The organism is Niallia circulans NBRC 13626 (genome assembly GCF_001591585.1).
Taxonomy (GTDB): Bacteria; Bacillota; Bacilli; order Bacillales; family Cytobacillaceae; genus Niallia; species Niallia circulans.
In genome coordinates, this window is the sequence record NZ_BCVE01000032.1 from 1 (window position 1) to 14,487 (window position 14,487).

The window sequence follows — 14,487 nt, forward strand, 5'->3', positions numbered from 1 at the left end:
TAAGGGTGGGTCTTCTAAATAACCATTTAGCATACCACTCGAAAGTAGTTGTCCAAGGAGTTCTAGCTCCTTGGTTTTTAGTTTGATTCTTATATATTTATAATATACCCTTACTACAACAATTTCAATCCTTTAGGGACAAGGGGGACAGGCCCCTTGTCCCTACTTAATCCGATCTGTTCCCTTCAATTCCCCAACAGTAGCTGCACCAATTCCGAACATTGTCATCTGTAATTCCAGTTCTCGCGTCTCAAACAATTCGATTAGATCTTCTGGTGATTCAGTAGCTTCTTTTAAAATGGAACGAGCAAAACCAACCATATCTGATCCTAGTGCGATCGCCTTAGCAGCTTCCATTCCATTTTTGATTCCACCGCTGGCAATAATCGGTTGATCAATTGCTTCCTTAACAGAAACAATGCATTCGGCCGTTGGGATTCCCCAGCTGCTGAATGCTTCGGCTGCTATTTTCTTGATTTTCTCTTTGGAGCGTAGCTTTTCTACTTGACTCCACGATGTACCGCCTGCACCTGCGACATCAATAAAGGAGATGCCAACATCAGTCAGTTTTTTCGCGATGGTGCCATCGATTCCAAAACCAACTTCTTTTGCGCCAACAGGAATATCTAGCTGTGTACAGACTTGCTCGATTTTTCCAAGCAGATCTTTAAAATTGCGATCACCTTCTTGCTGCACAATTTCTTGGATACTATTCAAATGGAGCACAAGCATATCTGCATCTGTCATCTCGATAATTTGTTTGCACTGGTCGATTCCAAAACCATAATTAAACTGCACCGCTCCTAAATTGGCGATGATTGGAATGGATGGTGCATATTTTCGGATTTGAAAGGATTCCCGATATTTTTCATTTTCAATCAGTGCTCTTGTGGAACCTAATGCAAATGCCCATCCTCGTTCTTCTGCCGCAATTGCAAGGTTTCGGTTAATCGTCTCCGCCATCGCAGCCCCGCCAGTCATTGAGCTGACTAAAAAAGGAGTCTTCAGCTTTTTACCGAGAAACTCTGTGTTTAATGTGATGTCATCAAAGTTAATTTCCGGCAAGGCATTATGTAAAAAGCGATACGCTTCAAGACCAGTCGTAATATTATCTCCTGTGACTTTTTCATTTAAAACCAACTCAATATGCTGGGCTTTTCTTTTGTCAATTGAATCAGTCATTCTCTAAACTCCAGTCTCATTATATTTGGCTGCAGGGAGAATATCTAATGGTACGATACCAGCCTCCAGCCATTCTTTATGTAATCGTTCCAGCTTGTTTATACTTGTAAAAGCAATTCCACAATCACCGCCGCCAGCACCAGATGATTTTCCAGCTCCATAACGATCAGCAATTTGAATTAACTTTTCTAATTCCGTCGTTTCAATTGCCCCGCCAGTTTCTCGACTTAGCTCTAATAAAGCAGACCGGTTAGCGGATAAACTCGCCATCGCCATCTTTAAATCGTTCTGTTTAAAGCCTTTCACCATTGCAGAAACAGCATCACGACTTTTCTGAAGGAATCCTTGATAGATATGGGAATCTTGCTGCTTTAATGGTTCAATCTTTTTTATTAAAGAAGCCGTTTTCGCAGCACTGCCTGTCCAGCCGACAGCAAGCACTAATTCTTCGGGCGCCTCTAGTTTTTCTATCTGGAGATAGGGCCAATTCTCTTCCACCAATTCAGAAACAGGACCTTGGTCTGCGAGCTTTCCTTTTAACCAGCTTGCTTTAAATGCTGCATAGTGAAGCCAGCCGCCATATGTTGATGCTGCTACATCTGCACAGGATCCACTGCCTTGTGTCTGATAATGAGCGATTGCAGCGAGCTTATAAATATGTTTTTTCATAACAATTAGTTGATCTTGATACAGTGCTAAAATGGAGGATACGACCGCAACTACTACTGCTGCACTAGATCCTAGGCCATATTTCCGACCAGTGGAAACATCATCTAATTCGCTAGTAACACTAAGTGAAAAAGGCTTCGTATGAACAGACTTTTCTCGTAAATACTGATGAACCACAGCCAATGTGTTTTCGATAAATTCCAATTTTGCATTAGTATCTTCCAAAACAACTTGTCCATGCTCGAATCGACAAGCAACATGGGGAAGACCTATTTGCGGCAAGGACAGCATCTGTTTTTCACTAAATGTCACTTTCGCTGTAATAAATCGGTCAACTGCTACAACGATTGCTGGATAGCCTGGTTCTAGCACTGCATATTCCCCAGCAATAAACAGCTTGCCCGGAACTTTTATTTCATGCATCTGGACTCACTCCTTTTAAAAGTCCTCATTTATACCACGCTGAACTGGACGTAACTCCAAGAGCTGGTATGGATAAATTGTCCGTAAAGACTCGATAAATGCCACTTTCCTCCGTGAAGGAGATAAGTTTTCTTTAACGATCCCTTTTCCTTCTTATTTTACCATTATCCCACCCATTCAGATAAATATTGAATTCCAGGTCCTGGATGACATACAACTACATCACGAACAGAAGCTACCGCTGCCAGTTTTTCTTTGATTATATGTTCTTGCTCTGGTTTACAGAGGACTTTTACATTCGGTCCGGCATCAATGGTGAAATAAGCCTCTAGCCCTTGTTGACGCAATTCCATCACCTGTTGCATAACATCGAGCGTTGCACTTTGCCAATATAAAAACGGCGGCTTTGCGCCTAACGTTGTAGCATGCATTTTCATTGCATTTGCTTCGGCAATTTCACCTAGCTTTGTAAAATCACGTGCATTTATCGCTTCTTTCATCTGCTGTAAATCCTCAGCTACTGTCGCTAACCAGCCCGCATAGAAAGGAGAGGTTTCCACTGTCCGCTGCATGCCGTCTCGACTCGATACCGATTTAGGACCAGCTTCCACTACAACAGAAAGGACACTAATATCCCACGCTTTTTCGTCTAAAATTTGCGTTGCAAACGAATCCGTTCCGTCTGTCTTCTCGCCTTTCTGCCATTCCACAAATCCTCCAAAAATAGAGCGTGAGGCAGAGCCAGAGCCTTGACGGGCTAAAGCAGAGAGTTCTGTCCCTGTTAAATCTAGCTGTAATGCTTTACTTGCTGCGGCAGCTAACGCTGCATATCCCGAAGCAGAGGAAGCAAAGCCAGCAGCTGTCGGCACATGGTTCACCGATGTTACCTTTGCAAAAACTTTTGTGCCTGCAATGTTCCGGACATGATCAAGAAAGGCTGTTATTTTCCCAATTTCCTGATCGGAAACTTGGCTTCCATCTAATATCAAGCTATCCTTTTCAAACTGGTCAGAAAACTGAACCTTGGTTTCTGTGTAAAAATGATCTAATGTAATCGACAAACTACTATTTGTCGGTAAAAATAATTGGGTATTCCGCTTTCCCCAATATTTGATTAATGCAATATTCGTGTGAGCTCGAGCGATCGCTTCCATTAACCACACTCCTCCATTTTTACTAGCATTCCGCTATTGTGTATTGCCATGTTTGGGCAGCACCAGCTTCCAGTAAGGCATCAGCCACTTTTTTTCCGATTTGCTCACTTTCTACTAATGCTAAAATACAGCCGCCGCGGCCGCCGCCTGTTAATTTTGCACCGACTGCTCCTGCAGATCGAGCTGTGTCTACTAAAGCATCTAATCCTGAATCACTGACACCTAACAAACCTAAATGCTGGTGCGCTTGATTTAATTTATCGCCAACCTGTTGAAAGTCCCCTGCAGCCAGTGCTACTCGCGTCTCTTGTGTTAATGTACCAAGTAGTGTGATAGATTGCTCTATTTGCTCTGGTTTGATTTCATACTTATCTCGGATTGATTTAACTGCTGCAAAGGTATCGCCAATCCTGCCACTATCTGCTATAACCAGATGAAATGGCGCGCCAATTTGCACTTGTTCAACCTCTTGCTGTTTTTGAAACCAAATCGGAGTGGAGCTGGAAGCTGTCATCATATCAATCCCACTGGGTGTTCCATGCGCAAATTTTTCCGCCCGCTCCACCAAGATCATTAATTGACTGTTGCTTAGCTTTTGATTGAAAAAGGCAAAAAGACCGCGAACAAGCGCGATTGCAATTGCCGCACTTGAACCTAGTCCTCGTCCAATCGGAATCGTGGAGGAAATCTTAATTTCTATACCGCAAGACTGCTGCTCCAAAACCTTTAATGTCTGGATAATACAATCACCAATTCCCTCCATCTTTTCTGGAATTTGCTCTATTGATCCTTGATAAAAAGGGCTTTCGATTTGTATCGAGCTTCCCCTTATATTTTTAACAGTTACTTTTACTTCTATTTGTTTAAACGGAAAAGCAATGGCCGGCTGTCCATAAACAACCGAATGCTCTCCAATTAAAATTAGCTTGCTATGTGCTCGGCCTACCGCAATTTTTTGTGGAGTTTCAAGCATCGATATCCCCACTTTCATCGAAATATATCTGTTAGGATTTTTTAAAACCAACTAATAATCCACGGTGCTGAATAAAGGATCATAAACTGAACGCCATAATTGACGCCCCAGCGGTGCAGCATACCAGCAAATAAACCGATAACTAGTACACCGATAATATTTATCCAACCAGCGTCCATAAAAGCTAATAATAACACAAGTCCAAAAAATAGTCCTAGAATTGCTTCATGGGGAACCCAACGAAACACAAAGGCACAGATTTGATTGGCATACTTCACGGCGACAAAATAAGTAATTACAAGAGCAATCGTGGCCCCGATTAATGTTGCCCACACAAAATCTGCATTTGATAAGAGGTGATGCAAATTATGCTCTGGTGTAAACACTGGCGGTGCGTTAAAGAGAGCATTTGCTGGGCCAATCGCCATTGGAGACAACGGGATACCAAGCGCAATCAAGGGAATTAATGTTCCAGAAATATAGGTAGCATTTGTCAATCCTTCCATTGAAGCAATTGCTACTGACGCTTTTTTCACAGGATCCTTGATGCGACTTGAAAATACTTCTCCAAGGAAAATCGTCATGCCGACAGGGCTCATAATAAAGGTAATAGAGCCAATAAAGCTGGCAAGCATACTTGTTCCCGTTTCCTGTTTGGTCAATATTTTAAAAGGACTTGGAAAACCTTTAATGGTATTCGTTTCTGCAAAACTAATCGTTTTCTTTGGATATCGTGGCATACTAGCTCGTTTTTCTTTATGTAATAGTTCAAACAATGTCAATATGACAGGGCCAATGGTAATTCCTAAGAAAAAGGATATGAAGACATTCGTTCCTTCAGGTACAACCCCAATTCCCCAATAAAGATAGCGCAGGCCTTCTATTAAGAGGGCAAATGGCAGAATCACTAGAAGTGATAACAGCTTATTTTTCGTCATTAATGCCAGTAAAACAGCTCCAATGAAAAAGAGGGGATTTGCGTATTCTTTGATAACATCCGCAAATGGAATTAAGATTTGCGCCATCAATAAGCTCACTGGAACCGCTACAAGCGTCCCAATTACAGAACCAGATGCCATTTTGCGGATACTGATATCTGGCATGCCATGTTTTTTTAACACGAGGGCATGCTCTACCATCGGGGTCGCCATCACTCCCCCTGGAATTCCAGCAAGTGCGACTGGAATGGAATCTGTTACTTTATTGGCAACAATTGCAGACATAAAAAAGGTTAAAACCACAATAGGCTCTACCCCCGCAAGTACAATTGCCAGCGTTACCGGTGCTAAAACAGCCGTTTCGTCTGTCCCCGGTGCTACACCAATTATGGTATACAATACAGCTGCTAAAACGGCTGCAGCAATCATCTCAATAATTAATACGATATCCATTACTTTTCTCCCGTTCTTTCAAAGTTTCTTTTTGGCTTAATGATAAAACTACAGATAATAAAACCGATAATGGCACCGCCGAGTCCAAAAAACAATGGCTTTGGTGCCTCATTTGGTGCAATAAAATAGGCACCCATAGTCGTTATACTACAAATTATTAGTGCGATCACTAAATCTTTTATATTGATGAGATCCTCCCAGACCTCAATATTATCGTTCTCATCTTGATTATGTTTATTTTCCATACAATCAAACTCCTTGTATTTAATGAGCGTAAATGAGCATACTGTTAGGTTCCGCTTCCCCACGAAGATTATACACTAAATCCCAACTGTTGAAAATGATTCTCAATTAAATTCCGAAAATTAAATATGTATTCATGGTTGTTATACCACAAATAGTAAATGCTATAACCATTATTTATTCAGATACTCCAATTTCTCTATATTTTTATATGAAAGAAACCTCTTTTTCAAAAACAAAAACGATGAACCACATTTAATCATTAATGTGAATTCATCGTTCTTAAGGTTAATTAATCGCAAGCAGCCATTATCCCTTCCCTAGGTTAGTTACCCTAACTGACGTTTAAATGCTCTATTAGCGAAAAAATAAGCGATAGCCATGATACCGACACACCAGCCAAGAGCTATCCAGATATCATTTCTAACGGTGCCTTCATACAAAAGAGCACGAATGGCATTTACAATGGAGGTAACAGGCTGATTCTCTGCGAACATACGGATAAGCTTAGGCATGGTTTCGGTAGGGACAAAGGCTGAACTGATAAACGGCAGGAAAATCAGCGGGTATGAATAAGCTGTAGCTCCTTCAATAGTTCCTGCTCTTAAGCCAGGAATGACTGCTAGCCATGTTAGTGCAAGTGTAAATAGTCCAAGTATTCCAGCTATCACAACCCAATCTATAATAGCCGCATTGGAACGAAATCCCATCAAAAGCGCAGCGAGGATAACGACCGCGACAGTAAGCATATTGGAAATAATTGAAGTCAATACGTGCGCCCATAATATCGAAGAACGTTTAATAGGCATTGTAACAAAGCGTGCCATCAGCCCGCTTTTCACATCCGTAAACAACCGCAGCGAAGTGTAAGCAACACCGGATGCGATTGCCATCAGCAGAATGCCTGGCAGTAAATAATTGACGTAGTTATCCGTACCAGTTTCTATTGCACCACCAAATACATAGACAAACAGCAGCATCATCATAATCGGCGTAAGCGCCACTGTGATTATCGTGTCTGGGCTGCGCATAATATTGCGCATTAACCGTCCTAGTAATACCCATGTTTTACTTTTCATTTATATTTCTCTCCTTTTCCAATTATTGCGAGGAAAATTTCCTCCAACGTCGGCTGTTTCTCGATATACTCCACTTTTCTTGGTGGAAACATCTCTTGAAGTTCAGTCAGAGTACCAGTAGTGATAATCTTTCCGCCATGCAAGATGGCAATACGGTCTGCCAACTGTTCCGCTTCCTCCAAATACTGAGTCGTTAACAAGATGGTCGTACCACCGCCCGCAAGCTCCTTGACTGTATCCCAAACTTCCATCCGCGCCTCAGGATCAAGACCTGTCGTTGGTTCGTCAAGAAAAATGACAGACGGCTTTCCGATTAAACTCATGGCAATGTCAAGTCTACGCTTCATCCCGCCCGAATATTGGTCTGCCCGCCGGTTGGCTGTGTCGGTCAGGCTAAACCTAGCAAGAAGATGGTCAGCAGCTTGGACTGGATTAGAAACTCCCCGCAGCTTTGCAACCATGATTAGATTTTCACGACCAGTAAGCATGCCGTCTAATGCTGCAAACTGCCCTGTCAGGCTGATGCTTTGACGAACATTATCTGGTTGACGCTGGATGTCAAAACCACCTATACTTCCTTTTCCATCATCAGGTTTCATCAACGTGGAGAGAATGTTGACTATCGTCGTTTTGCCCGCTCCATTTGAACCTAGCAATGCAAAAATTTCGCCACGCCTCACCTCAAAATCTATCCCCTTTAATACTTCTTTGTCGTTAAAGGATTTCTTTAAACCCTTTACAGAAATTACTGTTTTGCTCATGCTTTTCCCTCCTTATAGAAGTGCTCTCCTAAAACTATCTTGTCTACATACATCTACTTAGTCTAACTGATATTCTGTAATACTTACTACCAAAGCAAAAAAATAACTGAATAGTTAATAATTCACCTTGGCAACAACCATTCAGTCGATACTAGCTTTTTCGTTTACTCTTGCTTAAACGTTTCATGTTGCATTTATTCATGATACTGCGGATGGAGCTAATTCAACCAAATTTTTGGGATTTACATCATTGGACCTAAACTTCAATAGGCAGTTGCGGTTATCCTCGACCAATAGTATCATTTAATTTTTTACGATACTTATCATTCCAAGTTTGTTCACCCTTCACTAGCTCATCGCAAAAAGCTGCCACATCCTCACCCGTAAGGTCAGTAACTTTCTTTCCTTCAGCTGCTCCTGCCTCGAAGAGATCGAGAATACCGTTAAAAATGCGACTGCTGCCCTCCCAGTCAGTGGGACCACCACCAGCATTCCAGATATATTTTTGGATCGCTTTATAAGCGCTGTTATATTCACCTGGAAGTGCTTTTGCACGTGTCTCCATCGCCTTCCATTCCCGTTTTTCTTCCAGACTGCCAATTATTTTTTCAAATATACTCATATTACAACATCTCCTTTGTTTTTTTTGTTTTAAGTTCATTAATTTTGCTTGATACAAACTCCCATTTTTCCCAAAACATTTTAAGCTGCTCTTGCCCATCTGCATTCAGCCTGTAAAATTTTCTTGGCGGCCCCATAGTGGACGGCTTCTTCTCGATATCAACTAAATTGTTTTTCTCCAGCCGCATGGTAATCGTATAAACAGTCCCTTCTACTACATCCGTGAAACCAAGCTCTCGCAGCTGCTGCGTGATTTCATATCCGTAAGTTTCCCCACGGCTTATAATCTCAAGCACGCACCCCTCAAGCACTCCTTTCAACATCTCTGTAATATTTTCCACATTTCCACCTCACTTACAGTTATTTTATATTTCAATACTATGCATCATCAGTACATTGTGTTACAGATATCAAGTATTACTTATTACTGGTATATAATAATACATATTAGATTTGTTTGTCAAGACGCAAAGAGATTTCTTTATGATGGTATGTCATATGAAAAGAAAAGGCTAAGATTATTTTGAAAATCTCAGCTCTGAAGGATAAAAATTCAATATAATAGTTTCTTTAATTCTTTATCATCTGTAATCAAGTTTCTATACTCTTTCCCATTTATACTTAAACAGCTTGCTTCAATAAAGAAGTTGTCTTTATTATTGACTTGGAAATAGAAATTTGTTGTAGATGAAAGTGTTTCCATTTCTTTTAATGCACTATTTAGGCTTTCAATCATAATTTTTTCCAAATCCTTGAGGAAAATAGCTTAATTCTGTTAATAATAAATGAGACTCATCAAAATTAGTTATTCAGTCTATACGTATCATGATTCTGGTTCTTGATAAATATAATAAGACTTGACTTGTTTAAACGTCATATTAATTTTAATTAACCAATACAAAGTATGATCTTATTCGTCAATTTAGTAACTCTATTAACTCATCCGCCTCTTTACTTTTAATGATTTTTTGCACAATTGCCTTATTTTCGATAATAGAAATTAGCTTTTTAAACATGCCATCCAATTCACTATGTGTTCCTTCTTTAATATTTAATAGGCAGACAAACTGAACCATTTGCTGCTCATTCCATTGGACTGGATTTTTCAATGTGCACACTGTCCAAAAAGTTTCTTGCGTTACGGGAACCAAGGGATGGGGAACAGCCACGAGATTCCCATAGCTAGTCGGGGCTATTGCCTCTCTTTCTAAAACAAGATTCATATAGTCTGCTGGTACAAGATTTAATTGGTATAACTCCTTACTTAGAAATTCTATGATGCTTTCTTTATCTGGCAGGTCTAATTGAAGATAAATTCTAGATGCATCCAAGTAATTCCCCACTTTATAAGAAGCAGCTTTTAAATGGTCCTGAATGGATCGTATATCCTTGTCCTCTAAGAAAGTATTCACCACTTGAACTGGCATACCAAAATCTTCCCTTATCGGAATGGTGCTAATAATTAACTCAATATCCGTCAGGTCATATGAGGATAAATTGTAATAATTAATGGTATCTATTATTTCCAGTTCTTGTTCAAATCTATTTTGCAAGCGATAATACAGTAACTTAGCACTCCCCACACCTGATGCACAAACAATGATTGCTTTTTTTCTTTTCTTCTTCTCCAATTCTAATCGTTCGAGCGCAACACCTATATGAAGAGAGATATAAGCAATTTCATCTTCTACCACTTCCATCCCTAAGTACTCCTCTATACATTTGCTGGCTATGATAGCTCCTTCAAAGGCAGCAGGGTATTTCCTCTTTATATCATTTAGTAAAGGATTCCGTATACTCATTTTATTACGTAATCGATTCATGGCAGGGCGGATATGCAAGGTTAAAGCTTGGATAAACTCACGATCTTGGCGAAAGTCCCAATTCAATTCAGTGCGCAGTCTTTCTATCATCTCATTTATGATCGTCCCCGCCTCATCAAACTTACTAAATTCGACTAGCTCTCTTTTATGCAAGAGCTTCGTTCCAAGTAAATGAACAATAATATAATTTATTTCTGTATTAGGAAACGTTAGACCAGTAAACTCTTCTACTTTACTAATAATCTCATCCGCTACTATCTTTTCAAATGGATACTCTTCCACTAGAACATCTGTTAACTCTTCTATTACAAAGCCTTCCTGAATTCTTCTGCATGCAATCGCTATATGTGTAGCTAGGTTTTCCAAAGAGATATCAGATATATCAATCTTATATTTAATCACCTTTTGTATGATAACCTCTTTAATCTTTTTTAAAAGACTCTGATCAATAAGCTGCAGAGAGTCTTCTTTAACAAATGTCTCTTGATTACGACTTAATAAGAAATTGGATAAACATAACCTTTTCATATATTCATCACCATGCACTTTAGAGCCATAATGTGGCCGGTTTATTAATTTCAAGTTATATTTATCTAGAATCTCCTTCACTATTTTTAAATCATTATTCAAGGTAGACATCGATATAAACAGCTCATCTGTAAAGTTTTCTAGTTTAATAAAATCCTTTTCTAGAAATAAACGCTTTAAAATATAAAGAACTCTCGTATTTTTATCGGCAAAATCATCCACTAGCTGTTTTTTATCATTAAAATGTTCCTGAATAGTATTGGAAAATAAGGCAGGATTAACGATATTCAGTACATAGCCTTTTCCTCTAATGGAATCTATTATGGTCCCGCATGACTCTGTCGTGTCCTGCATCAATTTTATTTCTTTTCGAATAGTCCGATCACTGACACCCAATTCTTTAGCCATCCAGTCTGATGTTACAGGCTCCTTTGATTCTGATAAAAGAAATAAGATATCTTTCTGCCGGCTTGATAGTAAAGCCAATTTCAATCAGCTCCCTTCATTGTCCATTCATTGGACCATTTTTACTCAACTTACTAAATTATACATTTTAGCTCAGTACATAGGAAAAAATGGAGTTTAAAGCAAACTCCATTTAGACTATGATAACAAGCAAATCATGGCCAATCAGCTTGATCGAAAGGTACAGCACCCAACTACAGAAGCAAGCATGCCTTCGAAAAAGATCAAAGTTCTTCCCCATTTGTTTCAATAACGTGTTTATACCAATCAAATGATTTCTTCTTACTTCTTGCTAAGGAACCTTTTCCTTCATTATCTTTATCTACATAAATAAAGCCGTAACGTTTTTCCATTTCACCTGTTCCCGCGCTAACTAAATCAATACAGCCCCATGGTGTATAGCCGATTAAGTCAACACCATCTAATTCGACCGCTTTTTTCATTTCGGCTATATGATCACGGAAATATTGAATTCGGTACTCATCATTAATCGATCCATCTTCTTCCACCGTATCCCTTGCTCCCAGACCATTCTCCACAATAAATAAGGGAATATTATATCTTTCATATAGAGCATTTAATGAATAGCGAAGTCCTACGGGATCTATTTGCCAGCCCCAATCGCTCGCTTCTACATAAGGATTGCGAACAACGTGACCGAATTCGCCATCAGATTCACTGCCTTCGACTTCACGACTACTCACTACTTTAGACATGTAATAACTAAAACCAATATAATCTACGGTACCTTCTTTGAGAATCTCTTCATCCTCTTTCGTAATATCCATTTCAAAACCATTGCGTTCCCAATATTTCTTCGTATAATTAGGAATCTCTCCTCTAACATGTACATCGCCAAAGAACCAGCGATTATGCATTGCTTCTGCCGCATACATAACATCATCGGGATGACAGGAATATGGATAAACAGGTACAATGGCAAGCATACAGCCAATTTTAAAATCAGGGTTGATTTCCCGGCCAATCTTCACTACCTTTGCACTAGCAATTAGTTCATAAAGAGAGGCTTGATACATCGTTTGCTCTCGATTTTCCCCTTCCTCATATTTAATTCCTGAATTAGTGAAGCTCGCGAAATCCATGCTTGTATCTGCTTGGTTATTGATTTCATTAAATGTCATCCAATACTTTACTTTATCTTTGTAACGTTTTAATACCGTTTCCGCATATTTAACGAAGAAATCGATACACTTTCTATTTCTAAATCCACCATATTCTTTTACAAGGTTATAAGGTAATTCAAAGTGAGAGAGCGTAATAACTGGCTCAATATTATATTTTAATAACTCATCAAATAAATCATCATAGAATTGCAGCCCATCTTCATTTGGTTCTGCCTCGTCTCCATTTGGAAAAATTCTTGTCCAAGCAATAGATGTACGGAAACATTTAAATCCCATTTCTGCAAATAGTTTAATATCTTCCTTGTAGCGTGAATAAAAGTCAATTGCTTCATGGTTTGGATAATTGTATCCTTCTAGCACACCATCTGTAATCTGACGAGCGACACCATGTCTTGCTGCTGTCATTACATCCGCAACACTTACACCTTTTCCGCCTTTATTCCAGCCACCTTCAAGCTGATGAGCCGCAACTGCTCCACCCCATAAGAAATTTTCTGACAACGCTGTTTTTGACATAATAAGTTTCCTCCATTTAAGATATTAAGTTATTAATAAAAAAAGAAAGCGGTCTATCGTTTCTTGGAGAACCGCCTTCTTCCTGTTAAAATAAATAGAGCTACAATGAAAATACTTTCGTGTAAGTATTCGTTTCTCCAAATTTAATTATTAGACTATAATACTGATTCTCCACCTTTTTCTTGTATTACTAACTTGTTATCATACATTTTAATAAACGGGAACCAAACCAGAAATGCTACAGCACCGCAAATTATTGCTACAATAACAGCCATGTAGTCTCCCGCTGTACCAATAAATGCTCCTATACCAATTGGCGAAGGCCAAGGTACTTGTGCAATAATCGCATCAACAAATTTTAACTTAATCGCCCAATACCCAATCGAAGCCGAAGCCATTGGTGCTAAGAAGAATGGGATTGCCAAATATGGATTATAAACAATTGGCAGACCGAACAATAATGGTTCATTAATATTGAAAATACCAGGAGCAAGCGATGCTTTCCCTAATATCTTTAGTTGTTGTGACTTAGCTAAAAAGGCAACGAAGAACACTAATCCAATAGTTGCTCCAGATCCACCCATAATCACAAATGAGTTTGAGAATTCTCCAGCAAACGGAATATTACTTCCCTCTAAGTTTGCCTGCATATTAGAAAGAACAATAGGTGTTAAGAATGCGCCGATAATATTGGCGCCATGAATTCCTACAATCCAAAGGGCATGGATTAAGAAATAAATCACCATGATTCCTAACCAGCTGTTTGTTAAATTCACAACGAAGCTAAATGGAACAGCTACTACTTTAAAAATATCTGTACCTAATGCTACTAGAATACCGTTAATAACTAAGATCACAATAGCCACTAAAAAGGCCGGAATTAGCGCTGTAAAAGATCTAGATACCCCCTCCGGTACTGCTTCAGGCATTTTAATTACCCAATTTTGTTTAACACACAATCTATATAACTGCACGGCGATAATCCCGAGAATAATTGCTGCAAAAATACCTGTAGTACCTAACCGACTCACACCATCACCAACCATCTCCCAGCCATTTACAATGGTTGTTCCATCATCAATTTGATGAATAAGCGAGATTTTTCCGCCGTCTATTACGAGCATAGGAATGGTCATAAAGAAGGCAAACATAGATAGTAAAGCACCATTTAACGGGTTTAAATTTAAGTTATCTTCTTCAGCAATAATTTTCGTATACTCATATCCGATGACAAGGTTAAAATAGAGTGCTAATATTCCCATTGTTGATTTATTTGCTAACATATACAAGTCACTAATCTTAAAGAAAGTACTATTGAAAAATCCTTCTAAAAAAGTAAGTGTCTGCGGCAATACATTCAATACTAGGAACATAGAACCAACGATAGTAAAGGGAATGGAAGCCATCCCTGCTGCCATTACTGCCCGCACAAAGCGGAAGGAGGCAACTTTCCCCATTGGACCCATGAGATATTTTTCAAAAAGAGCAAATACTTTATTTTCTCCTGACATATA

At 39.2% G+C, this 14,487-nt stretch carries 14 protein-coding genes; all 14 read right to left on the reverse strand.

Annotation, left to right across the window (positions count from 1 at the left end):
- Positions 1 to 162: 162 nt before the first annotated feature.
- Positions 163 to 1,182 (reverse strand): type 2 isopentenyl-diphosphate Delta-isomerase, encoded by a 1,020-nt coding sequence (fni, locus tag BCI01S_RS23050; RefSeq protein WP_047943287.1) that lies wholly within the window; start codon positions 1,180 to 1,182, stop codon positions 163 to 165.
- 3 nt (positions 1,183 to 1,185) lie between these two features.
- Positions 1,186 to 2,274, reverse strand: coding sequence for a phosphomevalonate kinase (locus BCI01S_RS23055; RefSeq protein ID WP_061801205.1), 1,089 nt, complete (start codon positions 2,272 to 2,274; stop codon positions 1,186 to 1,188).
- A 164-nt stretch (positions 2,275 to 2,438) separates the two neighbouring features.
- On the reverse strand, positions 2,439 to 3,428 hold the full coding sequence (mvaD, locus tag BCI01S_RS23060; protein ID WP_047943289.1) for a diphosphomevalonate decarboxylase: 990 nt from the start codon (positions 3,426 to 3,428) through the stop codon (positions 2,439 to 2,441).
- Between the two features lie 22 nt (positions 3,429 to 3,450).
- Positions 3,451 to 4,401 (reverse strand): mevalonate kinase, encoded by a 951-nt coding sequence (gene mvk, locus BCI01S_RS23065; protein ID WP_061801206.1) that lies wholly within the window; start codon positions 4,399 to 4,401, stop codon positions 3,451 to 3,453.
- Positions 4,402 to 4,442: 41 nt separating this feature from the next.
- Positions 4,443 to 5,792, reverse strand: coding sequence for a tripartite tricarboxylate transporter permease (locus tag BCI01S_RS23070; protein WP_047943291.1), 1,350 nt, complete (start codon positions 5,790 to 5,792; stop codon positions 4,443 to 4,445).
- Positions 5,792 to 6,037, reverse strand: coding sequence for a hypothetical protein (locus BCI01S_RS23075; protein ID WP_047943292.1), 246 nt, complete (start codon positions 6,035 to 6,037; stop codon positions 5,792 to 5,794). Before BCI01S_RS23075 ends, BCI01S_RS23070 begins: the two co-directional genes overlap by 1 nt.
- Positions 6,038 to 6,364: 327 nt before the next feature.
- Entirely contained in the window at positions 6,365 to 7,114 is a 750-nt protein-coding gene (locus tag BCI01S_RS23080) for an ABC transporter permease (protein WP_061801207.1), read from the reverse strand.
- Positions 7,111 to 7,875 carry an ABC transporter ATP-binding protein gene (locus BCI01S_RS23085; protein ID WP_061801208.1) on the reverse strand — a complete coding sequence of 255 codons (765 nt, stop codon included), beginning with the start codon at positions 7,873 to 7,875 and terminating at the stop codon, positions 7,111 to 7,113. Before BCI01S_RS23085 ends, BCI01S_RS23080 begins: the two co-directional genes overlap by 4 nt.
- Positions 7,876 to 8,155: 280 nt before the next feature.
- Complete coding sequence (locus BCI01S_RS23090; protein WP_047943295.1) at positions 8,156 to 8,497, reverse strand: DUF1048 domain-containing protein; 342 nt, start codon at positions 8,495 to 8,497, stop codon at positions 8,156 to 8,158.
- A 1-nt stretch (position 8,498) separates the two neighbouring features.
- Positions 8,499 to 8,837 carry a PadR family transcriptional regulator gene (locus tag BCI01S_RS23095; protein WP_047943296.1) on the reverse strand — a complete coding sequence of 113 codons (339 nt, stop codon included), beginning with the start codon at positions 8,835 to 8,837 and terminating at the stop codon, positions 8,499 to 8,501.
- A 212-nt stretch (positions 8,838 to 9,049) separates the two neighbouring features.
- Complete coding sequence (locus tag BCI01S_RS23100) at positions 9,050 to 9,244, reverse strand: YxiG family protein (protein WP_418789598.1); 195 nt, start codon at positions 9,242 to 9,244, stop codon at positions 9,050 to 9,052.
- Between the two features lie 169 nt (positions 9,245 to 9,413).
- The gene (locus BCI01S_RS23105) at positions 9,414 to 11,339 is read right to left on the reverse strand and encodes a BglG family transcription antiterminator (protein WP_235844564.1); all 1,926 of its coding nucleotides are present in this window, start codon (positions 11,337 to 11,339) and stop codon (positions 9,414 to 9,416) included.
- Positions 11,340 to 11,536: 197 nt separating this feature from the next.
- Complete coding sequence (locus BCI01S_RS23110) at positions 11,537 to 12,973, reverse strand: 6-phospho-beta-glucosidase (RefSeq protein ID WP_061801210.1); 1,437 nt, start codon at positions 12,971 to 12,973, stop codon at positions 11,537 to 11,539.
- A gap of 155 nt (positions 12,974 to 13,128) precedes the next feature.
- Entirely contained in the window at positions 13,129 to 14,484 is a 1,356-nt protein-coding gene (gene celB / locus BCI01S_RS23115; protein WP_061801211.1) for a PTS cellobiose transporter subunit IIC, read from the reverse strand.
- Positions 14,485 to 14,487 lie beyond the last annotated feature (3 nt).

Coding starts and splice junctions, on each gene's coding strand:
- celB (WP_061801211.1), bottom strand. CDS start 14,484: ATGTCAGGAGAAAATAAAGTATTTGCTCTTTTTGAAAAATATCTCATG.
- mvk (WP_061801206.1), bottom strand. CDS start 4,401: ATGCTTGAAACTCCACAAAAAATTGCGGTAGGCCGAGCACATAGCAAG.
- BCI01S_RS23075 (WP_047943292.1), bottom strand. CDS start 6,037: ATGGAAAATAAACATAATCAAGATGAGAACGATAATATTGAGGTCTGG.
- BCI01S_RS23055 (WP_061801205.1), bottom strand. CDS start 2,274: ATGCATGAAATAAAAGTTCCGGGCAAGCTGTTTATTGCTGGGGAATAT.
- BCI01S_RS23080 (WP_061801207.1), bottom strand. CDS start 7,114: ATGAAAAGTAAAACATGGGTATTACTAGGACGGTTAATGCGCAATATT.
- fni (WP_047943287.1), bottom strand. CDS start 1,182: ATGACTGATTCAATTGACAAAAGAAAAGCCCAGCATATTGAGTTGGTT.
- mvaD (WP_047943289.1), bottom strand. CDS start 3,428: ATGGAAGCGATCGCTCGAGCTCACACGAATATTGCATTAATCAAATAT.
- BCI01S_RS23085 (WP_061801208.1), bottom strand. CDS start 7,875: ATGAGCAAAACAGTAATTTCTGTAAAGGGTTTAAAGAAATCCTTTAAC.
- BCI01S_RS23070 (WP_047943291.1), bottom strand. CDS start 5,792: ATGGATATCGTATTAATTATTGAGATGATTGCTGCAGCCGTTTTAGCA.
- BCI01S_RS23090 (WP_047943295.1), bottom strand. CDS start 8,497: ATGAGTATATTTGAAAAAATAATTGGCAGTCTGGAAGAAAAACGGGAA.
- BCI01S_RS23110 (WP_061801210.1), bottom strand. CDS start 12,973: ATGTCAAAAACAGCGTTGTCAGAAAATTTCTTATGGGGTGGAGCAGTT.